Origin of the sequence: Campylobacter sp. FU_520 (assembly GCF_025772385.1) — a bacterium.
In the GTDB taxonomy this organism is placed as follows: Bacteria; Campylobacterota; Campylobacteria; order Campylobacterales; family Campylobacteraceae; genus Campylobacter_D; species Campylobacter_D lari_C.
Genome location: NZ_JAKMRZ010000001.1, coordinates 1 through 22733 on the forward strand (window position 1 = coordinate 1; position 22733 = coordinate 22733).

Genomic DNA, 22733 nt, shown 5'->3' on the forward strand with positions numbered 1-22733 from the left:
TGTTTAACGGTATAATTTTACAATTTTGAAACTCACACCCTAAATACTCCACTAAAACTATATATTTTTCTTTAAATAATAATGCAAGATTTTCACTATTTACAACACTTCAAAAAGTAGGGGTTCTGGGATTATATAATCAATATCTAAAATATCTTCATACTTGCACAAGAATACATGAGTAAAAGATTTATCTTGAAAATACTTTAGCTTATAAGAAAAATCATCTTTAAGACCAAGCTCCTCAAAGCTCTTTTTTAAAATTTCATCTTCGCTAATAGGATTTGCAAATTTAATATATAAAAGCTTTTCATAAGCAAGAAAATCTTTTAGAATTGTTTTCTTACTCATCATAAAGGATTTTCTTAAGGTTTTGCTCGTTTTTATGCCAATTTTTCTCAAGTTGAACGAACAATTTTAACATTACCTTTTTTTGTGCTAATTTTTCTATTTTAACCCTAGCTTCTTTACCTATACGCTTAATTGTAGCACCATCTTTACCTAATATCATTCCTTTGTGAGAATTACTATCTGTAATGATAATGGCATTGATATAATAAATTTGCTCTAGTTCTTTGATTTTTTCTATTTTTACTTCAGTGCTATAAGGAATTTCATCACTTAAATTTTCATATATAGCTTCTAAAATAAAATCTCTATAAATATCCTTTTCATTTGTGGTAGTAATAAACTCAGGATCAAAATAATACGGATGTTCAGGCAAATACTTAATCATCTCATCTAAAAGAATTTTTTTATAAAATTTTTGCTTTGCAGAATAGGGGATAATAGCACTAAAATGTGAGCTATACTGAGAATACTCACTTAATTTTTTAAGTAAAACTTCTTTTTTTACCAAATCAACCTTATTGATTAATACAATATGTGGCACTTTAGGGTTTAAACTTAAAAAATTTTCATAATCTTTAATATCATCATAAATACTAGCTACAAATAAAATCACATCACAATCTGCAATGCTTTTAATCGCCAAATCAATCATAAGCTGATTCATAGCTTTAGAGCTTGCATGCAAACCTGGTGTATCTATAAAAATAAGCTGATGATTTTCATGCATTATAATCGCATTGATCTTTCTTCTTGTGGCATTTTGCTTATGAGAAACCATAGCAACTTTTTCTTCTAATAAAGAATTTAGGATAGAACTTTTTCCTGCATTAGTTCTACCCACTATGCTTATAAAGCCACTTTTCACAAGATATACCTAGCTAAATCTTTATTTTCTATGATATCTCCAAGTTTAACTTGCACTTTAAAATCATCTATTTTATAAACTTTTCCAGCATATTCATCTGCTTCAAAACTAATATCTTCTAAAAGTTTTTCCACTACTGTATGTAAGCGTCTTGCACCAATATCTTGCATTTCTTCATTGGCCTTACTTGCTATTTTTGCTATTTCTCTAATAGCCTCATCTTCAAAAACAAGCTCTACATTTTCAGTTTTTAAAAGCTCAATATATTGTGTTAGTAATGAATTTTTAGGTCTTGTTAAAATAGCATACAAAGCATCTTCATCTAATGAATCAAGCTCAACTCTTAAAGGAAAACGCCCTTGAAGTTCAGGGATTAAATCACTTGGTTTGCTTAGATGAAAAGCACCTGCTGCAATAAATAAAATATGATCAGTTTTTAAAGGTCCAAATTTAGTTTGTATAGTACTACCTTCAACTATAGGAAGCAAATCTCTTTGCACCCCTTCTTTGCTTGGATCTTGACGGTTTGAATTTGAGCTTGAAACTGCTACTTTATCTATCTCATCAATAAAAATAATCCCTTCATTTTCTGCTCTTCTTAAAGCCTCGCCTTTAATGCTTTCCATATCAAGAATTTTCTCACTTGCTTCTTGAGCTAAGGCTATTCTTGCATCTTTTACTTTCATTTCTTTTTTAACTTTTTTATTACCCACGCCAATAACTTTTACTATATCTTGCATAGCACCCATTTCAGGTGGTAAATTTGGATTAGTATCAAACACGCTTTGTGAAATTTCAACTTCTATTGTGCTATCATCTAAATCACCAGCTTTTAATTTCACGCGCATTTTTTCTAAAGAATTTTGATATTCTTCTTGTTTTTCTTCACTAACACCTTTTGGTAAAGGCGGTAAAAGTTTTTCTAAAATCTTATTTTCTATAAATTCATTAATTTTGTCTTTATTTTTTTCTTTTTCTTCATTTTTTACTAAATTTAAAGCAGCATTAGCTAAATCTCTAACCATGCTTTCCACATCACGTCCAACAAAACCAACTTCAGTATATTTACTTGCTTCAACTTTTACAAAAGGAAGTCCCATCATCTTAGCAAGGCGTCTTGCAATCTCTGTTTTACCAACCCCAGTTGATCCTATCATTAAAATATTTTTTGGCATGATATCATCTTGAAGTTCAGGACTAAGCTGCATTCTTCTATAACGATTTCTTAAAGCAATTGCTATGATTTTTTTGGCGTTTTTTTGTCCAATTACATAATCATCTAAAAATTTTACAATCTCTTTTGGAGTTAAATTCATTTATCATCCTCAATTACATAAGTTTTAATATTTGTATTAGTATAAATGCAAATTTCACCAGCTATTTGCAAGCTTTCTTTAACTAATTCTTCTTCATCTAAACTTGAATGTTTAGCTAAAGCTCTTGCAGCAGAAAGTGCATAGTTACCCCCGCTACCAATAGCTGCTATAGCACCATCTTCAGGCTCAACTACATCTCCAGTTCCTGAAAGTAAAAATATATGATTTCTATCTAATACTAGCATCATTGCTTCAAGTTTTCTTAGGTATTTATCCTTACGCCATTCTTTTGAAAAATCTATTGCAGCTTTTAATAAATCACCCTTAGAACTAGAAAGTAGTTTTTCAAACATATCAAAAAGATTAAAAGCATCAGCAGTGCTTCCTGCAAAACCTGCTAATACTTTTCCATTATTTAATTTTCTAATTTTAACTGCATTATTTTTTAAAACAGTGTTTCCAAAACTTACTTGTCCATCTCCGCCAATTACAGACTTATTTTTACCTTTATAAGCTAAAATTGTAGTTGCGTGAAACATTATTCTCCTTTAACTTCTAGCTTAAACACAGCATGAATTGCATGGCCTAATTTTGCTGAAATTTCATGCACACCAAGTTCTTTTATAGTATCACATTCTAAGCTTTTTTTATCAAGCTCTATGCCTTTTTGATCCTTTAGCGCATGTGCGATTTCATCTTTAGTAACCCCACCAAACAAGCTTCCATTAGCTCCTACAGGCTTAGCTATACAAATAGTGATTTTAGATAATTCTTCTTTTAATTTTTCCAAATTTGCAAGCTCAAATCTTAAATTTTCTGCCTTTTTCTTTTGCTCTGCTTCGTATTGTTTTAAAACTTCATGTGTAGCAGCTTTGGCAAAACCTTTGGCAATTAAAAAATTTTGTCCATATCCATCTTTTACTTCTTTAACTTCTCCTGCTTTTCCTAAGCTTTTTACATCTTTAATCAATAATACTTTCATTGTTTTCCTTTTTTAAAATTTTCTTCCATTTTTACCTGCGATGATAAATCTCAAAGCATTTAATCTTATAAAGCCTGCTGCATCTTTTTGATCATACACAGCATCTTCTTCAAAAGTACAATAAGCCTCGCTAAATAAACTATCATTCGCACTTTCTCTGCCTATTACCATTACATTACCTTTATATAATTCAAGTTTAACTTTACCATTTACATATTTTTGTGACTCATCAATTAAGGCTTGAAGCATTAATCTTTCAGGCGAGAACCAATAACCATTATAAATTAAACTTGCATATTTTGGCATTAATTCATCTTTTAAATGCGCTGCTTCTCTATCAAGAGTGATACTTTCTATAGCACGATGTGCTTTTAAAAGTATACTTCCACCTGGAGTTTCATAACAACCTCTACTTTTCATACCCACATAGCGATTTTCAACAATATCAAGACGACCTATACCATATTTTGCACCAAGCTCGTTAAGTTTTGCTAAAAGCTGCGCAGGAGACATTTTTTCTCCATTAATAGCACATAAATCGCCTTTACTAAACTCAAGCTCTATCACTTCACTTTCATTTGGAGTTTCTTTTAAATCTTTCACCCAGCGCCACATATCTGCTTCAGGTTTAGCCGCAGGATCTTCAAGCACTAAACCCTCATAAGAAATATGTAATAAATTTGCATCCATAGAATAAGGTGATTTACCTGGTTTTTTAGCTATATCAATGCCATGTTTTTGTGCATAAGCTAAGAGTTTTTCACGGCTATTTAAATCCCATTCCCTCCAAGGAGCAATGATGGCTAAATTTGGATTTAGCGCCAAAGCACCTAATTCAAAACGCACTTGATCATTCCCTTTACCGGTTGCCCCATGGCTAATAGCATCTGCTTTTGTTTTATTTGCTATTTCTACTAAAGCTTTTGCTATCAAAGGTCTTGCTATACTTGTACCTAGTAAATATTCTCCTTCATAAATAGCATTTGCTCTAAACATAGGAAATACATAATCTTTTACAAATTCATCTTTTAAATCTTGAATAAAAATATTTTCTTCTTTTACACTCAAAGAAAGTGCTTTTTTTCTAGCAGGCTCAAGCTCTTCACCTTGTCCAATATCTGCTGTGAAAGTTACTACTTCACATTTATACTCATCTTGTAACCATTTTAAAATTATACTTGTATCAAGTCCACCAGAATATGCTAAAACCACTTTTTTGATATCTTTTTTCATTGTCTTTCCTCTTTGTAAAAATAATTGTAAAATTTAACGAATTTAGCTTAATATAATGTAAAATATTCAGACATTTTATAACATTTTCTTGTATTTTTTGATAAAATATTTTTATGAGAATAGATAAGTTTTTAAATGTAGTTAATATCACTAAGCGCCGTGCTATTTCAGAAGATATGTGTAAAAGTGGCGTAGTAAGTATAAACAATCAAGCAGTTAAAGCTAGTAAAGAAGTAAAAATTGGCGATGAAATAAGCATTAAATTTATAGAATATACTAATATCTATAAAGTCTTAGACATACCAACAACCAAAAGCATACCAAAAGCTATGCAAGAAAAATATGTGGTAAAAATTCAATGAAAGAAATGATTTTAAGCCAAAATGAGCTTTATAAGCTTTGTGAAATTTTGCCTAAAAATGGAGTTATTTTACTTCAAGGGGATTTAGCAAGCGGTAAAACTACTTTGGTGCAAAATTATGCTCAATTTCTTGGAGTGGAAAAAACGCTTAATTCTCCTACATTTTCTATCATGCAAGAGTATGATTTTCAACAAGGTAAAATGTATCATTATGATATTTATCAAGAAGGTTTTAATGGACTTTTAAAAAATGGTTTGATTGAAAATTTTTTTGAAGAGGGTTTGCATTTGGTAGAGTGGGGTGATGAAAAATTAAAAAAATACTTAGATAAATATCAAATTTTTAATATAATTTTACAAATCATTCCTTATGAAAATAAAAGAAAGTATATAATACATGAGTAAGCTAGAAGCTAGAAATTTAGAAAAAATCATTAAAAAAACTAAAATCATACATGATGTTTCACTAGAAGTGCAAAGTGGGGAAGTTGTTGGACTTTTAGGGCCTAATGGGGCAGGAAAAACTACCAGTTTTTATATGATATGTGGACTTATTTTACCAACAAGTGGGCAGGTGTTTTTAGACTCACAAGATATCACAAAAGAACCACTTAATAAAAGAGCAAAGCTTGGCATTGGGTATTTACCTCAAGAAAGTAGTGTTTTCAAAGACTTAAGCGTAGAAGAAAATTTACTTTTAGCCGCCCAAGTAATATATAAGGATAAAAATTTATTAGAACAAAAGATAGAGCAAATGCTAGAATTACTTAGCATAGAACCTATTAGACACAGAAAAGGTATGAGTTTAAGCGGGGGCGAAAGAAGGCGTTGTGAGATAGCAAGATCACTTATGTGTGATCCTAAATTTTTACTTCTTGATGAACCATTTGCTGGGGTTGATCCTATAGCAGTGAGTGAAATTCAAAGTTTAATTAATGATTTAAAAGCTATGAATATAGGTGTTTTAATCACCGATCATAATGTAAGAGAAACTCTAGCAATTTGCGATAGAGCTTATGTAATTAGAAGCGGAAGGTTGCTAGCTAGTGGCAATGCTAATGAAATTGCGCATAATGAAGATGTGAAAAAATACTATCTTGGAAGTGAGTTTAGACTTGAATAATGCTTAAACAAAAAACCTCTATAACACAAAAAGCAAAACTATCACAAACCTTAAGATCTTGGCTTCCTATATTGCAAGCTAATATTGAAGATCTAAAAGAAAGCTTAGATGAATTTGCTAAAGAAAATCCTTTTATAGAGATTAAAGAAAACTCAAGCATTACAAACAATCAAAACAAGTATTATCAAGAATATTTTAGTAAAAATACCACCACGCAAATGATTGATGCAAAAAGCTTGGAAGTAAAAAATGTGTATGAACTTTTAAGCGAGCAAATCATACCACCATTTTTTCCTACTAAAAAATCCCAAACCATTGCTGAAAAAATCATAGAATGTTTAAATCATGAAGGTTATTTTGAATATGATGAGGAAATTTTAGGTGAATTTGATCCTTTAGAAGTAGAAAAAATCAGACAAAGATTTAAATACCTTGATCCCGTTGGAGTAGGGGCAAAAGATAATCAAGAAGCTTTTATTTTTGCACTAGAACATTTTGACTTAGATGATGAGCTTTATGAGTTTTGCAAAATGTTAATTTTAAATTTAGAAAATGCAAAAGATTTTATCAAAGATCCTTTGTATAAAAAGGCTATAGCGATAATTAAAAAAATCTCCATTCCGCCTTTTTTAGAATATTTTGAAGAGAGTATGGAAATCATTCCTGATATATTTATTTATCAAGAAAATGGTGAAATTAAAATTAAAATCAATGATGATTATTACCCTGAAATTGCTTTTGAAGCAGATGGTTTAGATCATGAGTTTTTAAGTGCTTATTTAAAAGATGCTAAAAATTTAATCGATGCACTAGCCATGCGTAAAGCTACCCTTTATAAAATAGGGCTTATGATTATAGAATATCAATATGATTTTTTCATGGGCGGGGATATTAAACCTATGCAGCTTAAAGACTTAGCACAAGATCTTGAAAGAAATGCTTCTACCATTTCAAGGGCAATTGCAAATAAATACCTAAGTTGTGATAGAGGTTTAATACCCTTAAAGTCTTTCTTTACCACCGCAGTTGATGATGGTGAAACTTCTAATGCAACTATTAAAGATTTTCTTAGTAATTTAATTAAAAAAGAAAATCCTAAAAAACCTTTGAGTGATTTAAAAATTCTTGAACTCACTCAAAAAGAATTCCCAAGTGTACAACTAGGGCGTAGGACTATCACTAAATATCGTATGCAACTTGGCATAGGAAGCTCAAGTGAGCGTAAAAAATTATATGAATTGATGTAGGAAAAGATGAATTTAGAAAGTATTTTTGAAAAAACCATAAAACAAAATGTGCGTTTAGTAGCAGCTAGCAAGTATGTTCAAGATGAACAAATTCGAGAGCTTTTTAAGCAAGGTGTTGTAGAGTTTGGAGAAAATCAAGTCCAAGCTTTAGCTTTAAAAAAAGAAAAACTTCAAGATTTAGAAATCAAATGGCATTTTATAGGTAATCTTCAAAGTAACAAAATCAATCTTTTAATCAAACAAAACCCGTTACTTTGGCAATCTTGTAATGGCTTAAAAAGCGCCAAAGCTGTAGATAAAAGACTTAATTATAAATTAGATACTTTATTAGAAATAAATACTGCCAATGAAAGTTCTAAAAGTGGTATAGAGCAAAATAAGGCCATAGAAGAGTATTTGCAAATACAAGAAGAGTGTAAAAATTTAAATCTAGTAGGCATTATGTGTATAGGTTCTATGGATAAGGAAAAAGTTCAAGAAAGTTTTGAGCAAACTTTTAAAATCTATGAAAATTTACAAAAACATGGGGCAAAAATTTGCTCTATGGGTATGAGTGGGGATTTTGAGCTAGCTATAAAATGTGGCTCAAATATGGTGCGTTTGGGGAGTATTTTATTTAAATAAACCCCATTTGTTTTGCTTTTTCTATCATAAAATCTGCACCATTTTCACTTTTTAACTCTTGCAAGGCTAAAGATTTTTCTTCTAATGAGAAATTTTCTACCAAATTTAAAAATTGATATTTTTCTTCTTGGGTTAAAATTTCACATAAATTACGCTCTTTTAAATACAAAGCATTAAAATACTGATGATTTTTAGCTGCATAGGGATAAGGTATGAAAATACAAGGAAGTAAATTTGCACTAAGCTCAAAAAGACTACTTGCACCTGATCTTGATATGGCTAAATCTGCTTTAGAAATTTTATCTATAATGTTTTTATCAAAGTCAAAAAGCTCTACATTGACATTTAAATCCTCATAAGCTTTTTTACATCTTTCATAATCATTCTTGCCACATTGATGAATGATATTTATACCTTTTTCTTTAAAGTATAAAGCATTTTCTAAAGCAAGATCATTAATAAATTTAGCCCCTTGAGAGCCACCAAGAAAAATAATATTTTTTAATTCTTTTCTCACTCTTGCTTTTTGTGAAAAAATTTCGCTAATAGGATAAGGACAAAAGAAAGTATTTGCTTTATTAACTTGATCATCAAAAGCAGTAAAAAAAGCTTTAGAAAAAGGCTTTAAAAGTGAATTTAAACTTCCCATTTTTGAATTTTGCTCATGGATTAAAAGTGGGATATTTGCCATTAAAGCACCAAAGGCACCTGGAGCACTGCTATATCCACCCACACTAAAAACTACTTTAATATTATGTTCTTTTAAAATTTGTTTTGTTTTTCTTGCAAGTTTTACAATATGCAAAAACGATTGAACCTTAGCCAAGCCTTTTTTATTAACAACGCCTTGAGAACTTAGAAAGTATTTTTTATAAAAACCATCTTCATTTTCAAACCAAAGTCTATCTTGGCCATTTTCACTTCCTATGTAAATACACTCTAAACCTTGTTTTTTTGCACTTTGTAATAAACATCTAGCTATAGCCAAATGTCCTCCTGTGCCTCCACCTGTAATTACTATCATTTATCCTCTTTATTTAGCTTTTCTTCTAAAATAGCAAGTCTTGCTTCTAATTTAGCGATTTTTTCTTCATAATCAATCTTACCATGTTCTTTAATATAAGCAGGTATGCCAATAGCTGTTAAATTTGACCCAACATCTTTTAATACAACTGCATTTGAACCTATTTTGGCGTTTTTACCTATGGTAATATTGCCTAAAATTTTAGCCCCAGAACCTATAATCACACCATCTTCTATAGTAGGATGTCTTTTGGTATTTTTATCTAAACTCGTTCCACCCAAAGTAACACCTTGATAAATCAAAACATCATCACCTATAATAGAAGTCTCACCAATCACAACCCCACATGCATGATCTATAAATATCCTTCTACCCAAATGTGCCCCAGGGTGCAAATCAACTCCAGTAAGAAACTGTGAAATTCCACTAATAATTCTTGCTATTTTTTTAAAACCTTTTTGGTAAAAAAAATGTGCAAAGCGATAATTTACCACAGCCCAAACGCCAGGATAGTTAAAAACTAATTCCACACAAGATCTATATGCAGGATCTTTTTGCTTTGGCATAGAAAAATCTTCTTTGATTAGTTTAAAAATACTCATTTAGAACCTATGCTTTTTAAATATCCATTATCATTTAAAAATAAATAAATTTCACCCAAAATATGCTTTTTTTGATTTTCATTAACAAGTTTTGAAGCATAAATTTTTTCATTAATATTATCCATAATTGCATGAATATCATAGTCAAGATCTTCTAAGGTATCTAAAATAGATTGAGCCTCTAGTACGCTTTCTACTTCAAAACCCTTTTCATTAATGCTTATACAAGCTTCGGTTGGATGTGTAAAAAGATTATGCTTCATACCAAGGACTTCTTGATAAGCTCCCACTAGGAAAAATCCTAAAAAATAATCTTCAGCTTCTACATCAATATCATGTAAAAACAAAGGATTATCTTTAGAATAAGAAATTTCTCCATCACTATCACAAGTTATATCCCATATACTTGCGCTTCTTGTAGGTTTTTTATTGAGTCTATCAAGTGGCATGATAGGGAAATTTTGCTCCAAGCCCCAAAAATCAGGTAAAGACTGAAATACTGAAAAATTCACTAAATATTTTTCTTGTACTTCATTTTGCAAACTCGATAAATCAGCTTGATCACCCACTAAAGAAATAGCTTTTCTCATAATCAAATGCACTAAAATTTCACTATTAGAGCGATCTTGTAAATCTACATAACCCAAATCAAACAAGGTTAAAATACTCTCCATATGATCAATACTATCATGTAAATACTCAAGCGCATTAGAAGCTTTTATATTTTTATACAAATCATAAAGCTCATCAATAAGTTTTGGATTTTTATCTTTTAATAAAAGCTTGCTTTCTGTGTATTCTTGAGAAAAAAGCTCTAAAACAGGCGCTACTAAAACAGCATGATTAGCCGCTACAAAACGCCCACTTTCTATAAAAATATCAGGCTCTAAGTCTTTTTTTTGTTCTGCAATGCCTTTTAAAATAAACACAACATCGTTTGCATACTCACTTAAGGTGTAATTTCTACTTGTTTCATTTTTAAACTGAGAGTATTCTACTGCCAAACCCCCGCCAAGATTAATAGCTTTTAAATTTTTTGCACCCATTTTTCTAAGCTCAGTGTAGATATTACCCGCTTCATTTAAAGCTTTTTTCAAAGGATGAATTTCAGTAATTTGTGAGCCTAAATGAAAATGTATCATAGTAAATTGATCTAAAAGTTTATTAGCTTTTAAAAGATTTACCGCTTCAATAAGCTCAGTAGATGTTAAACCAAACTTTGAATTTATACCACCACTTTTTGCCCAAATTCCTACCCCAGCTGAATGCAAGCGCACCCTTAAGCCTATATTTGGCTTTGGCTTAAAACGATTTTTAGCAATTTCAATCATCGCTTCAAGCTCATTAAGTCCTTCCATAGTTAAAGTGATATTATGACCCATTTCACACGCTATAAAGCCCATGTTTATAAGTTCTTTATCTTTAAAACCATTAACCGTTATAGGTGCACCTTCATTATTATAAGCCATAGCTAGTAAAAGCTCAGCCTTACTTCCTGCTTCTAAGCCATAGTTATATTCTTTACCTAGATTAACTAAATTTTTTACAAAACCTGGATATTGATTGACTTTTAAAGGATACACAGCATTAAAAGAACCTTTATAATTAAATTCTTTTTTTGCTTTAGCAAATTTATCATAAATTTGCTCAATTTGCTTATGGATTAAATGAGGAAAACGAAGTAACAATGGCCCCTTATAACCATCATCACGCAAAGTATTTACTATATCTATAATAGCAGGTTTTTTACCATGATTTACACATACTTTGCCATTTTCAATGATAAAATTATTTGCACCCCAAATATTAATACCATAATCAATCATAACTCATTCTCCAAATTTGCTAATTTTATATTTTTAGTATCTTTATTTTCCAAATTTTTATAAAAAATCTCTTCTTTTTGCATTTCATCTTCACCTATACACAAAAAGATTTTAGCATTAGCATTATCTGCTTGGTTTAAATGCTTTGCAAGTTTTTTTGCTTCATAGCTTAAATATACTTTATGTTTTTTTCTTAAAGTATTTGCTAATTTAAAAATAGTATCTATATAAGCTTCATCCATAGCACAAAGATAAATTCCTTCTCTTGATTTTACGCTTTGTTTTTGCTCTAAAATAGCCATAATCCTTTCTATACCCATAGCAAAACCCACGCCATAGCCACTTTTACCATCTAAATACTCAATCAATCTATCATATCTTCCACCACCTGCCACAGCAGCTTTTGCACCGATTTCATCACTAACAAACTCAAATGCACTTTTAGAATAATAATCAAGCCCGCGTACTAATTTCTCATCACATTCAAACTCAACATCATTTTCTTTTAAAAGTTTTTGTAATTTTTCATAATCTTTTTTACAACATGGGCATAAATTTTCACTTAGTTTTGGCGCATTTTCGATTAAACTTTGACAATGATCATTTTTACAATCAAGCACTCTAATAGGATTTAAGTCTTTTCTTCTTAAGCAATCCTCACAAAAACCTTCTTTAGAATTTAAAAAAGCTATGAGTTTTTCTTTATATACACCCATACATTCTTTACAGCCTAAAGAATTAATTTTCAAGCTTGTGTGAATTTCTAAGCGTTTAAAAATTTCATTTAGCATTAAAATAATACTCGCATCTTCATATACATTTGCTATGCCAAAGCTTTCTACACCAAATTGATGAAATTCACGCAATCTTCCTTTTTGTGGCCTTTCATAGCGAAACATAGAGCCATGATAAAACCATCTTTTAACACTTTGAGCCTTATCCATTTTAGCTTCTATGTATGATCTTACCACTCCAGCTGTCCCTTCAGGCCTCAAACACACATCATTACCTGCTTTATCAACAAATTCATACATTTCTTTGCCAACTATATCAGAGCTTTCCCCAACACTTCTTTTAAAAAGCTTAGTAAGTTCTAAATGCGGACAATTAATAAAAGTAAAACCATAGTTTTTAGCTACTTCTTCACAAGTTTTAACTACTCTTTCATAAAGAATAGCTTGGTCATCTTGTAAATCTTTCATTCCTTTTAAAGCATTAATCATCTATAAATTCCTTAATCTTTTCATGTAAATTTTCAATACTCAAAGAAGCATCTAATTTTAAAATTTTTATATCTATTTTAGTTTTTAAAAACTCTAAAGTTTCTTCTAAAGCATTTTGTATATTTAAAAAATACTCAATCCCTCTTTTTTCAATACTATCTAGATCTTTTTTAGAAAGTCTTTGCTCAATAAGCTCTTTAGAACCATGCAAAAATACAACCTTTTGTGGAAAAAGTCCACCTGTGGCAAAAGAATTTAACTCAAATAAAATATTTTGATCAAAATCACATCTTGCATAAGCCATATTAGAAATAAAACTACGATCTGAAATGATAAGTTTGTTTTTATTTTGCGCTAAATGCATGTCGATTAAATTTGCTCTATCTGCTAAAAAAAGCAAAAGCTCAGCCTTTTTAGAAAATTGCATTTTACTTTCTAATAAAATTTTTCTCAAATGCACTCCAAGCTCACTTCCACCTGGTTCTTTAGTAAAAAATGCATTATGAAAATATTTTTTCAAAAGCTCTATTTGCGTGCTTTTACCCACACAATCAACCCCTTCAAAAGCTATATACAATCTCTCTCCTTTAATAAAGGTATAATTTCTTTTGGCACAAGCTTGCTCACATCACCATTATGAGCACAAATTGATCTTACTATAGAGCTTGAAATAAAAGAATTTTTTAAATTTGGCATAAGATATATGGTTTCAAAATCTTCCCAAAGCATGTGATTTGCATAACCAAGTTGCAGTTCATACTCAAAATCACTCACCGCTCTTAAGCCTCTTATAATGATATTTATTTGCAAATTTTTAGCAAGATCTACTAGTAAGTTATCAAAAGTTACAATTTTAACATTTTTTAAGTCTTTTGTAGCAATTTTTACCATTTTTTCTCTATGCTCTAAGCTAAACATAGGCTTTTTACTCTCACTTTTAGCTATAGCAACGATTACTTCTTCAAACATCTTACTAGCTCTAATGATAACATCTAAATGTCCATTAGTGATAGGATCAAATGTCCCTGGGTATATACAACTAGCCATCATTGCCACCTTTGGTATAAATTATGCTCAATATTTGCTAGATCAAGCCATTTTCCTATGATAAATTCATATAATTTTTCTAAATTATCAATCTTAGCATAACTTGCTATTACAGGAGGAGCAATGATAACTCCATAGCTAGAAAGTTTAGCCATTTGTTCTAAATTTAAAGTAGAATAGGGCATTTCCCTTACTCCAAGTATAAGTTTTTTGCGTTCTTTTAAAGCCACTCCTGTAGCCCTTGTAAGTAAAGTATCATTTATACCACAAGCAATTTTTGCTAAAGTGTTAATAGAGCAAGGTGTGATAAAAGTCGTTTCTATGCCAAAAGATCCACTTGCAACGCATTGACTAATGTCTTCATTATCTAAAAAATTTACATGTTCAAGCTCAAATTTATCTTTTATGTGTTGCAAAAAGTCTATATTTTCTAAAAGAGAATTTTCTTTTGCAAAGCTTATTTTTGCATTTTTGCTTATAATGGCATAAATTTGCCCTTTTTCTTTTAAATGTTTTAATAATAAAAAGCCAAGCTCACAAGAACTAGCCCCGCTAATACCTACTAAAATTTTTCTCATTTTAACTCCACATAATTTTTACTAATAACTTTACCATGCACGACTTTTCCATCTTTATTCTTAAGGCGAATTCTTTGGTTTAAATTCCCACTTTGCAAGGCTTTTAATTCTATCATCATGCTTAAATCCCCATCTTTGATAATACCATAAACAGAATCATTTCTTTGTATAAGGGTTTTGGTTTTAAACATATTATATTTTAAAATCATATTTTCTCTTATATTGCTTTTGGCTATTAAATTTGCGATTTCATCTTTTTTTAATACACCTTGAGGAGCTTTATCAAAAGGAATTTTTAAAATTTTAAAACTAGCAGGACTTAAATTTTCATTACGCGAAATAGGGCGCGTAGTTTGTAAAACTTCTAATTTTGCCTTTAAAAAATACTTAAAAAATATATTTTTTTTAAACTGCTCTGGAGTTTTAAATTCAGCCTTTACAAAACCATCAGCTCTATCAAAATTATGATTACCTAATTTTAAAAAAATATATTGATTAAAATCAGCAGGCAAGCTTGATTGAGTGTTAAGATCTAAAGAAATGATTTCTAGTTGCGGATAATTTGTCTTAAATTCTTTAATCAAAGCTAATTTTACTTCATCAAAATTTGAAGCAAAGCTAAAAGTATAAAAAAATAAAACTAGAATGATTTGTTTAAAAAACAATACAGCAACCTTTTATAAAAATATATTAATCATATAATACATTAAAAAAGTTTGATTTTAGTTAAAAGAAGTGGAGCGGGAAACGAGATTCGAACTCGCGACCCCAACCTTGGCAAGGTTGTGCTCTACCCCTGAGCTATTCCCGCATTTTGAAAGTAGAGTGTGATTTTATCAAAACTTTATTTTATTGTCAAGTTTTTAAAATTAAGGAATGTTTTTTGCTTGTGATTATTAAATTTTAAAGGAGTACTCATGCAAGTAAATGATAAAAATAGTCCGCTAGCCCTAAATAATATGACAAAAATCAAAGAAAAAAACACATCTTCAGATGAATTTCAAGCTACTTTAAATGCTTTAAAAAACAAAGAAGAAAAAGAGTATAAAAAAGATAGCAACAATGCTTTTAGTAATACAGATTTAAATATAGGTTCGATTTCTAAAGATTATAGCGTATATGCTTGGGAGAAACTACGCCAAAGCAAATACCAAAAAAATGAAGAAAATATCTTAAATAATCTTTTTAAAACCTTAGATAAAGCAAGAAGTTAATCATTCAAAATAGCAATACCCTATTAAATTTTTAAAACTTTAACTTCTTGATCTTTTACTAATTTTATATCATCAATTTGCGTGATTAAAATATGCGTGTTTTCACATAAAGGTTTTAGCATACCTGAGCCAAATTTAGCTTCACTTGGTTTAAAATATCCATCGACTAATTTTCCAAAAGCAAAATCATTTCTTTGACCTTTGAAATTTAAATCTTTAGTCAATCTTGCATTATCAAATTTCAAAAGTTCTTTACCATAAAGTAAATTGAGTATATTTTTTGCAAAAATACGCGTTGAAACTAAAGAGGCTAAAGGATTTCCTGGTAGGGCTAGAAAAAACATATCGCTTTTACTAAAAAGTTTTACATGCTTGCAAAGTTTAGCATTGACTTTTTCAAAAATAGGGCTAAAATCACACTCAAGCAAAGCTTGTTTGATAAAATCAGCCTCACCCACGCTAGCTCCACCACTGCTTATAAGCATATCAAATTCTTTATTTTTTAAAAGCTTTTTATATGCATTTAAATCATCTTTTATAAGCCCTAAATACTCAACATCAGCATAATCTTGCAAAATAGCATAAATTCCAAAAGCATTTGCATTGTATATGCTGTATTCATCGGCATTTTCCCAAGGTTCTACAAGCTCATCTCCGCTTGAAAAAATCCCAACACGCAATTTTTTAATGACATTTAACTCATAAATTCCTTGAGCAGCAAGCATAGCTATCATACCTGAAGTGATTTTTTGTCCCTTTTTAAACAAAAGCTCTCCAAGCTTTGCTTCCTCGCCTTTAAAACGGATGGCATTGTTTTCTTTAGCGTTTTTGGCATTGAGCTTTTCATCTTCAAGCAAAGCTTCTTCAAACATTAAAATGGTATTTGCATTTTGAGGAATTTTAGCTCCTGTCATAATTTTATAGCATTCATTTTTTTCTAAAATATAATCATTTTTATCGCCTGCTAAAATGCTTCCTTTTATTTTTAGCAATTCATTCTTATGTGCATAATTTAACGCATAACCATCTAGAGCAGAATTATCAAAAGTGGGTAGGTTTTTTTCCACAAAAACATCTTCATATAAAATACACCCCAAAGCTTGCGTCAAATTTACTTTTTGAAATTCATTTTTTGCTTTGATTTGTTCTTTTAAAAAATTTAAAGTTGCAAAAATATCTCTCATTCTTCAAGCCTTCTTATACTTGCACCTAGTTTTTTAAATTTTTCTTCTAAATTTTCATATCCTCTATCAAGATGATAAATTCTATGAATTTTACTAGTTCCTTTAGCTGCTAAAGCTGCTAAAATCAAAGCAGAAGACGCACGCAAATCAGTAGCCATAACATCAGCTCCCAAAAGCTCTTTAGTGCCATTTATAGTAGCAATATGCCCGTTTAATCTTATATCAGCTCCCATTCTTAAAAGCTCACTTACATGCATAAAACGATTTTCAAATAATCTCTCATCAATAATACTTGTACCATTTGCTTTTAAAGCTAAAGCCATAAATTGTGCTTGCATATCCGTTGGAAAACCTGGATATTCGCTAGTTAAAATTTCAACCGGTTTGATTTCTTTAGCAGGATTTATACTAATACTATCTTCATTAATATCAAAGCTAAAACCCATTTGCTCTAGCTTTGTCAAAACTGCGCTAAGATGGCTTGCATTGACTTTTTTTAGAGTGATTTTTGAGTTAGTGATAGCTCCTGCACACAAATAAGTTCCTGCTTCAATGCGATCAGGAATGATTTCAAAAGGTTTAAATTCTAAAAGTTCTCCACTTGTGCCATAAATTTCAAGTTCAGAAGATCCTATGCCTTGTATATCAAGCCCAGCCCTAGCTAAAACCTCACAAAGTTGTACCACTTCAGGCTCTTTAGCAACATTTAAAAGTCTAGTTTTACCATGAGCTAGAGCTGCTGCCATGATGATATTTTCACTACCTGTAACAGTGATTTTATCAAACATTACATCAGCACCCTTAAGCTTTCCGCTAGCTACCACATAACCTTGCTTGATCTCAATATTAGCCCCCATTTTTTCTAAAGCTAAAAGGTGTAAATCAATAGGGCGTTGGCCTATAGCACAACCTCCCGGTAAAGAAACTTCGCAATTTCCAAATCTAGCTAGTAAAGGCCCTAAAGTAAGTATGGAAGCGCGCATTTTACGCACGATGTCATATTTTGCTATGGTTTTATTTAAATGCTTTGTATTTATTTTTGCAAAATTGTCTTTAAAAGTATAATTTGCTCCTAAATTTTCAAGCAAAGAAAGTAGGGTGCAAATATCTGCTACATTTGGTAAATTTGAAATTTGAACTTCATTTTTAGCTAAAATACTTGAAGCTATCAAAGGAAGTGCTGCATTTTTTGCACCACTTATTATCACTTCTCCATTTAACTTTTCAACACCATCAATCTCTAAATAAGTCATTAATTTTCCTTAAAATATATACATAATGATATAATAATATTTTACTACAAATATTATATAAATTAATAAGATTAAAGGTATTTTTTGGGAGTTTTTCTAGTCATACTTGGTGGGATATTTTGGGTTGTAAGTGGAGTTTTGGCTGAATATTTGTTTAAAAATCATTATTCTGCTGAATGGGTAAGTTTTTATCGTTTGCTTTTTACTGGCGTTATTTTAATAATTTTGGGTGCAAAAAATTTAAATTAAAATTACTAAAGCAAAAACAAGAACTTAGCTCTCTTTTAATTTTTCTATCTTTGGTTTATTGATAACTCAATATGGTTATTTTAAAGCCATTTATTATACCGATGCAGGAACTGCCACGGATGATACAATACAACGCACCATTAATCATAATGCTTTTTATGTGTTTTAAAAATAAAATTTTACCTAAAAAAATAGAGCTAATCGCTTTGTTTTTAATACTTTTTGCCTTATTTTTACTTATAACAAATGGGGATATTAATGCATTAAAACTTGACATAAGAGGTGTTATTTGGGCTTTTTTGGAGCTCTTGGAGTGGCATTTTATTCTTTGAGTGCTAGACTTATCATAGCAAAATATGGCTTATTTTTAATCATGGGTTTGGCTAGTTTATTTGCTTCTTTTTTGCTTTTTGTATTATTACAAGGAAATATCCCAAAACATGATTTTTCTTTAAATTCCTTTTTGGCTATGAGTGGGATTGTATTTATAGGTACAATAGGGGCTTTTTGTTTATATTTAAAAGGAGTTGAATTAATAGGAGCTTTTAAAGCTAGTATGATAGCTTGTATAGAACCTGTGGCTGCTACTTTTATGAGTTTTTTATTTTTAGGAACTATTTATAGCGTGATTGATCTTTTTGCTTTTGCTTTGATCATTCTTAGTGTGTTTTTAAATGCTAAAAAACATTAAAGTCATTGCATAGCTTGCATTGCTTGAGATAACATTTGAGTTATTCTTGCATAAATGCTTTGCATTTGCGAATTTAAACTTTGAATTTGAGAATTGATCATTTGAGCTTTTTGTGGATCTTGGCTTGATTGTAATTTAGCATTTAATTCTGCTATTTTAGTTTGTATTTTAGAAAGTTCTTTATAAAGCTTACTTAACTCATCTTCTGATTTTTCTCCATTTTGACTTTCTTTAACACTTTTTTCAAGTTCTTTTATACCTTGAGTAAATTTAAACTCTATAAAATTCTTATTTTCTTTGCTTTCTTTTTCTTTTGTTTGAGTGTTTAAAACATAAGGATTGATTTTACTAGCATAATCATTTATTTGCATGATATATCCTTTCTTTTAAAGGATATATCGGATTTTTTTATAAAAAATTAATTTCTATCGTGAAGTTTTTTTGCTACTTCTGCGGCTAATTTGAGCTTTTCATTATCAAAGTGTGTGTAAATTCTTGAAGTATTTAAGCTTGCATGACCTAGTGCTTCTTGGACCAAAACTAAATCTTTTTGTTTTTTATAAAGTAGGGTAGCAAAAGTGTGTCTTAACATATGAGCTCCGTTTTTTTGCTTGCGAATTCCTGCTTTAAATAAAATTTGTTCTACTATACGAGAAACATAAGCTTGGGTTAGGGCTTTACCATTGCGATTGACAAACAAAAGCCCATCACAAGAAAGATAATTTACCCTTACATCTTTTAAAAGATGTTCTATAAGCTCTTTTTTAATCATCACAACGCGGTATTTATTACCTTTAGCTCTAATGCGTATAATATAAAGATCATTTTCTTCGCTAATATCTTTTAATTTTATATTAATAGCTTCACTAACCCTAATTCCTGTAAAAATGATGATTTTAATAATCAAACGATTGCGTATAGTATTGCTTTTAAAATCTGTATTATCGATAGCATCTAAAAATTTACTCACTTCATCTTCACTCATATACTCAGGTAGCTTAACCCCCTTAGAACCACTTATACCCGCCCAATTTTTAAGATTAATATCAAAAATGTGCGCCTTTTGATCTTCTTCATTTTGCTTATCTAAAAATGCAAAAAAATTAATCACAGCTATACGATAATTTTTCTTACTCGCATCAGATAAAGAAGCACTAATACTTGCTAAAATTTCCACTAAAAGCTCTTCATCAATTTGTTTTAGTGAATAAAGCTTGTAAAATAACAAATACTCATAAAGTTTTTTCAAAGGATTAAAATACGTATTTACACCGCTAAGTCCTGCATTTCTTGCTTTTTTTACATAAGCATCAAGCTCTTGTATATTTTTAACACCCTTATTTAGAGCTAAATTTACTACAGCCAAGGCTTGGGGGTCTTTTAATTCCTTATTTGACAAAGAATTAAGCTTAAATTTCACATATCTACAAAGCCAAAATAAAAATGACTTTTCAAAATTTTCTTTATAATCTAGAGGATATTTCATTTTTAGTCTCCAAAACTTCTAAAACAGCTTAAAAAATTATAAAAAAATATTACTTAAAAAATATCAAGCTATAATTATAAAAAACAAAATAGGGTGATAATATGTTTTTTAAGAAAAAAACTACGCAAAAGCAAGTAAACCAAAGCAACACCTCAAAACAAAATAATACTTCAAATGACTTTGCACAAGAAAAAAGGCTTTATGAATTTAGAGAAAATATGAAAAAACTTAGTAAAGATGAAAATAGCGCTAAACTTTTAGCAAGACAACTTTCAAGATTAATCCAAAAATCCAAATAAAACCAAAAATTCCATACAAGCTAAACTTTTATATTTATTTTCCTTTTAGCTTTTTTAGTCTATAAAAATATTTTAACTTAAACTTAATATGTATGTAAAATTATATGATAAATAGTAAAATCTTGAAATTATATATATTTTGTATTGAAAACTATAATTTTCAAACTTTTATATTTATCTACACTTTCATAAGTAAAATGTATTTTAAAATACCTATATTATAGTATTTTAAAGCATTTTGATTTTTGAGTGAAAATAACTTATCCATAAAAAAATAAGTATAATTTTTTGAAAAATATTATAAGTTATTTTATGTAGCTATGAAAGACTAAAGATGTATATTTTTTATTTCAACTAAATTTTAGTTTGTATTTTTGCTTAAATAAAATTGAAGTTTAAAAATGTAGATTAGTTATTTTCTTGACTTTTAGGATAATCAAAAAACACAACTTCCCCACTGTGTTCTTTTATATCTTTAAATTCTTTTATATCAAATTGCATACATAAAATAGCAGAAGTTGGAAAATTTTCTAAATCTATATGGGCTAAATATTCACAAAGTTCTTGCAATAAAGGATTATGCATAATTAGCACTACCCTACTCTCTTTTAATTCTTTTATAAAATTTAATACATCCTCTAAATTACCATCATAAAAGTTTTTTTCTATCTTAATATCTTTTTCTTTTAAAGAAAAGCTTTTGCAGAGTTTTTGCGCTGTTTTTATACAACGCCTAGCAGGACTTGAGATAATGCTTTGAGCTTTAAATTCTAAATCTTTAATCCTATAAATCATAGTTTTTAGATCATCTTTTCCACTGGAACTAAGCTCTCGTTGCAAATCTTGATCGTAATTTTCTTTTTGAGCTTTAGCATGACGAATAAAATAGATATATTTCATCTTATAACCTTAAATTTACCCAAAACATATCCACATATAAAGCCAAAAATATGTGCATACCAAGCTATATTTACACCCATAAAAATAGGCACAAAGCTCATTAACAATATAGCTACGATAAGTCCTTTAGTAGCAGTTTTATCCAAATATGCATAATATCCCATTAAAACACATATAGCACCACTTGCACCCACTACATTTACAAAACTACCATCAAAACTCAAATACACATAAAAAGCACTAAGTAAAGAGCAAAGAATTCCACCGATTAAATAAAGCAAAGCGAATTTAAAACTTTTTAAGTATTTTTCAAGCATAGAGCCAAATTGAAAAAGCACTATCATATTTAAAATCAAATGAGGCCAATTTCCATGCATAAACATTGAGCTTAGAATTTGCCAGTAAAATCCTTGAAAGAAAAATAAATTTAAACCTAAAATAGCATCTAAATTTAAAGATCCAAAATAAAGATAATTCACAAAGACAAATATCACAATATTTAAAGCGATTAAAAAAGAAGCTATCATTGCCCTACTTTGTATTTTTAATAATTATAACAAAAAGCTATTTAAATTCTAGCTTACACATAAAATTCACACTAATAAGATACAATATCGTCAAAAATAAAATAAGGTTAAAAATGAAAAAACTAGCTTTAGCTTTTTTTATCACTCTAAATACTCTTAATGCGGGCATAGTCATAGCACCTGATTCTTTGCCGGTAAACATCAAACAATTTATTAAAGATTATTTTAATGCAGAAATAGGTCTAGTAGAGCAAGATGGTTATTCTTATGAGATTTATTTAAGCGATGGGAGCGAGATTGAGTTTTCACTTAATGGAGAATTTAAAGAGGCTGAAAATTTTAGATCGTTAAATTATGCGATTTTACCCCTAGCAATACAAAATACCATTAAAAATATCTATCCTAACACAGCAATCATAGAAATAGAAAGAAAAATTTCTTATTATAAAATCAAACTTAATAATCAAATGAAACTTTACATAGATGATAACGGAACGATTTTAAGGCAAAAATTTGATGATTAAAAGC

28 protein-coding genes, 1 tRNA gene and 1 pseudogene are annotated in these 22733 nt (G+C 29.6%); 9 read left to right on the forward strand and 21 right to left on the reverse strand.

Translation table 11 applies throughout. From position 1 onward, the window contains the following. Positions 1-99: 99 nt before the first annotated feature. Genes L8W55_RS00005 through L8W55_RS00030 form a run of 6 tightly spaced genes read right to left on the reverse strand, consistent with a single transcriptional unit; the run spans position 100 to position 4747 of the window. Positions 100-354 (reverse strand): hypothetical protein, encoded by a 255-nt coding sequence (locus L8W55_RS00005; RefSeq protein ID WP_263676736.1) that lies wholly within the window; start codon positions 352-354, stop codon positions 100-102. Then, positions 344-1216: a GTPase Era gene (era, locus tag L8W55_RS00010; protein ID WP_263676737.1), complete on the reverse strand. Its 873-nt coding sequence runs from the start codon at positions 1214-1216 to the stop codon at positions 344-346. Before era ends, L8W55_RS00005 begins: the two co-directional genes overlap by 11 nt. Further along, the gene (hslU, locus tag L8W55_RS00015; protein WP_133318898.1) at positions 1213-2532 is read right to left on the reverse strand and encodes an ATP-dependent protease ATPase subunit HslU; all 1320 of its coding nucleotides are present in this window, start codon (positions 2530-2532) and stop codon (positions 1213-1215) included. Before hslU ends, era begins: the two co-directional genes overlap by 4 nt. Next, positions 2529-3071: an ATP-dependent protease subunit HslV gene (gene hslV / locus L8W55_RS00020; RefSeq protein WP_039618282.1), complete on the reverse strand. Its 543-nt coding sequence runs from the start codon at positions 3069-3071 to the stop codon at positions 2529-2531. The genes hslU and hslV overlap by 4 nt, the downstream gene beginning before the upstream one ends. Then, the gene (gene rplI / locus L8W55_RS00025) at positions 3071-3514 is read right to left on the reverse strand and encodes a 50S ribosomal protein L9 (protein ID WP_039618280.1); all 444 of its coding nucleotides are present in this window, start codon (positions 3512-3514) and stop codon (positions 3071-3073) included. Before rplI ends, hslV begins: the two co-directional genes overlap by 1 nt. A gap of 12 nt (positions 3515-3526) precedes the next feature. Beyond that, a complete protein-coding gene (locus L8W55_RS00030) occupies positions 3527-4747 on the reverse strand; it encodes an argininosuccinate synthase (RefSeq protein ID WP_263676738.1) in 1221 nt (406 codons plus the stop codon). Positions 4748-4860: 113 nt separating this feature from the next. On the opposite strand from L8W55_RS00030, the gene L8W55_RS00035 reads away from it, so the two are divergent. The 5 genes from L8W55_RS00035 to L8W55_RS00055 are packed head-to-tail and all read left to right on the forward strand — an operon-like array spanning position 4861 to position 8102. Further along, positions 4861-5109 (forward strand): RNA-binding S4 domain-containing protein, encoded by a 249-nt coding sequence (locus L8W55_RS00035; RefSeq protein ID WP_263676739.1) that lies wholly within the window; start codon positions 4861-4863, stop codon positions 5107-5109. Continuing rightward, entirely contained in the window at positions 5106-5513 is a 408-nt protein-coding gene (gene tsaE, locus L8W55_RS00040; RefSeq protein ID WP_263676741.1) for a tRNA (adenosine(37)-N6)-threonylcarbamoyltransferase complex ATPase subunit type 1 TsaE, read from the forward strand. The genes L8W55_RS00035 and tsaE overlap by 4 nt, the downstream gene beginning before the upstream one ends. Beyond that, positions 5506-6231, forward strand: a complete 726-nt coding sequence (lptB, locus tag L8W55_RS00045; protein WP_039618272.1) for an LPS export ABC transporter ATP-binding protein — start codon at positions 5506-5508, stop codon at positions 6229-6231. Before tsaE ends, lptB begins: the two co-directional genes overlap by 8 nt. Next, a complete protein-coding gene (locus L8W55_RS00050) occupies positions 6231-7478 on the forward strand; it encodes an RNA polymerase factor sigma-54 (protein WP_263676742.1) in 1248 nt (415 codons plus the stop codon). Before lptB ends, L8W55_RS00050 begins: the two co-directional genes overlap by 1 nt. A 6-nt stretch (positions 7479-7484) precedes the next feature. Then, a complete protein-coding gene (locus tag L8W55_RS00055) occupies positions 7485-8102 on the forward strand; it encodes a YggS family pyridoxal phosphate-dependent enzyme (protein WP_263676744.1) in 618 nt (205 codons plus the stop codon). Here L8W55_RS00055 and L8W55_RS00060 read toward each other — a convergent pair. The 9 genes from L8W55_RS00060 to L8W55_RS00100 all read right to left on the reverse strand — a co-directional run bounded on the left by L8W55_RS00060 (position 8095) and on the right by L8W55_RS00100 (position 15213). Then, positions 8095-9126: a UDP-N-acetylglucosamine--N-acetylmuramyl-(pentapeptide) pyrophosphoryl-undecaprenol N-acetylglucosamine transferase gene (locus L8W55_RS00060; protein WP_263676746.1), complete on the reverse strand. Its 1032-nt coding sequence runs from the start codon at positions 9124-9126 to the stop codon at positions 8095-8097. The genes L8W55_RS00055 and L8W55_RS00060 overlap by 8 nt on opposite strands. Beyond that, the gene (gene cysE / locus L8W55_RS00065; RefSeq protein WP_263676748.1) at positions 9123-9728 is read right to left on the reverse strand and encodes a serine O-acetyltransferase; all 606 of its coding nucleotides are present in this window, start codon (positions 9726-9728) and stop codon (positions 9123-9125) included. Before cysE ends, L8W55_RS00060 begins: the two co-directional genes overlap by 4 nt. After that, a complete protein-coding gene (gene speA / locus L8W55_RS00070; protein ID WP_263676750.1) occupies positions 9725-11554 on the reverse strand; it encodes a biosynthetic arginine decarboxylase in 1830 nt (609 codons plus the stop codon). Before speA ends, cysE begins: the two co-directional genes overlap by 4 nt. Next, positions 11551-12777, reverse strand: a complete 1227-nt coding sequence (gene hisS / locus L8W55_RS00075) for a histidine--tRNA ligase (protein WP_263676752.1) — start codon at positions 12775-12777, stop codon at positions 11551-11553. Before hisS ends, speA begins: the two co-directional genes overlap by 4 nt. Further along, complete coding sequence (tmk, locus tag L8W55_RS00080; protein ID WP_263676754.1) at positions 12770-13354, reverse strand: dTMP kinase; 585 nt, start codon at positions 13352-13354, stop codon at positions 12770-12772. The genes hisS and tmk overlap by 8 nt, the downstream gene beginning before the upstream one ends. Then, a complete protein-coding gene (gene coaD / locus L8W55_RS00085; protein WP_263676756.1) occupies positions 13345-13824 on the reverse strand; it encodes a pantetheine-phosphate adenylyltransferase in 480 nt (159 codons plus the stop codon). Before coaD ends, tmk begins: the two co-directional genes overlap by 10 nt. Further along, a complete protein-coding gene (locus L8W55_RS00090) occupies positions 13824-14402 on the reverse strand; it encodes a UbiX family flavin prenyltransferase (protein ID WP_263676757.1) in 579 nt (192 codons plus the stop codon). Before L8W55_RS00090 ends, coaD begins: the two co-directional genes overlap by 1 nt. Then, entirely contained in the window at positions 14399-15067 is a 669-nt protein-coding gene (flgA, locus tag L8W55_RS00095) for a flagellar basal body P-ring formation chaperone FlgA (protein ID WP_263676758.1), read from the reverse strand. The genes L8W55_RS00090 and flgA overlap by 4 nt, the downstream gene beginning before the upstream one ends. A 71-nt stretch (positions 15068-15138) precedes the next feature. Next, a tRNA-Gly gene (locus L8W55_RS00100) sits at positions 15139-15213 on the reverse strand. Positions 15214-15319: 106 nt separating this feature from the next. On the opposite strand from L8W55_RS00100, the gene L8W55_RS00105 reads away from it, so the two are divergent. Next, on the forward strand, positions 15320-15616 hold the full coding sequence (locus L8W55_RS00105) for a hypothetical protein (RefSeq protein ID WP_263676759.1): 297 nt from the start codon (positions 15320-15322) through the stop codon (positions 15614-15616). Positions 15617-15639: 23 nt separating this feature from the next. On the opposite strand, the gene L8W55_RS00110 is transcribed toward L8W55_RS00105, so the two are convergent. Both L8W55_RS00110 and murA read right to left on the reverse strand, forming a co-directional pair. Further along, entirely contained in the window at positions 15640-16800 is a 1161-nt protein-coding gene (locus L8W55_RS00110) for a molybdopterin molybdotransferase MoeA (RefSeq protein ID WP_263676760.1), read from the reverse strand. Beyond that, positions 16797-18053, reverse strand: a complete 1257-nt coding sequence (gene murA, locus L8W55_RS00115) for a UDP-N-acetylglucosamine 1-carboxyvinyltransferase (RefSeq protein ID WP_263676761.1) — start codon at positions 18051-18053, stop codon at positions 16797-16799. Before murA ends, L8W55_RS00110 begins: the two co-directional genes overlap by 4 nt. An 84-nt stretch (positions 18054-18137) precedes the next feature. Here murA and L8W55_RS07930 point away from each other — a divergent pair. Next, positions 18138-18993 (forward strand): annotated as a pseudogene (locus tag L8W55_RS07930) (DMT family transporter). A 2-nt stretch (positions 18994-18995) separates the two neighbouring features. On the opposite strand, the gene L8W55_RS00130 reads toward L8W55_RS07930, so the two are convergent. Next, complete coding sequence (locus L8W55_RS00130; RefSeq protein WP_263676764.1) at positions 18996-19364, reverse strand: hypothetical protein; 369 nt, start codon at positions 19362-19364, stop codon at positions 18996-18998. Positions 19365-19411: 47 nt separating this feature from the next. Continuing rightward, entirely contained in the window at positions 19412-20479 is a 1068-nt protein-coding gene (locus L8W55_RS00135) for a tyrosine-type recombinase/integrase (RefSeq protein ID WP_263676765.1), read from the reverse strand. A gap of 101 nt (positions 20480-20580) precedes the next feature. Here L8W55_RS00135 and L8W55_RS00140 point away from each other — a divergent pair, with 101 nt between their 5' ends. Continuing rightward, entirely contained in the window at positions 20581-20778 is a 198-nt protein-coding gene (locus L8W55_RS00140; RefSeq protein WP_263676766.1) for a molybdenum cofactor biosynthesis protein, read from the forward strand. Positions 20779-21186: 408 nt separating this feature from the next. Here the strand turns inward: L8W55_RS00140 and L8W55_RS00145 are convergent, their stop codons facing one another. Beyond that, entirely contained in the window at positions 21187-21678 is a 492-nt protein-coding gene (locus L8W55_RS00145) for a SixA phosphatase family protein (protein WP_263676767.1), read from the reverse strand. After that, the gene (locus tag L8W55_RS00150; protein ID WP_263676769.1) at positions 21675-22205 is read right to left on the reverse strand and encodes a rhomboid family intramembrane serine protease; all 531 of its coding nucleotides are present in this window, start codon (positions 22203-22205) and stop codon (positions 21675-21677) included. Before L8W55_RS00150 ends, L8W55_RS00145 begins: the two co-directional genes overlap by 4 nt. Positions 22206-22318: 113 nt before the next feature. Here L8W55_RS00150 and L8W55_RS00155 point away from each other — a divergent pair, with 113 nt between their 5' ends. Continuing rightward, positions 22319-22729, forward strand: a complete 411-nt coding sequence (locus L8W55_RS00155) for a PepSY-like domain-containing protein (protein ID WP_263676770.1) — start codon at positions 22319-22321, stop codon at positions 22727-22729. Positions 22730-22733: the final 4 nt, after the last annotated feature.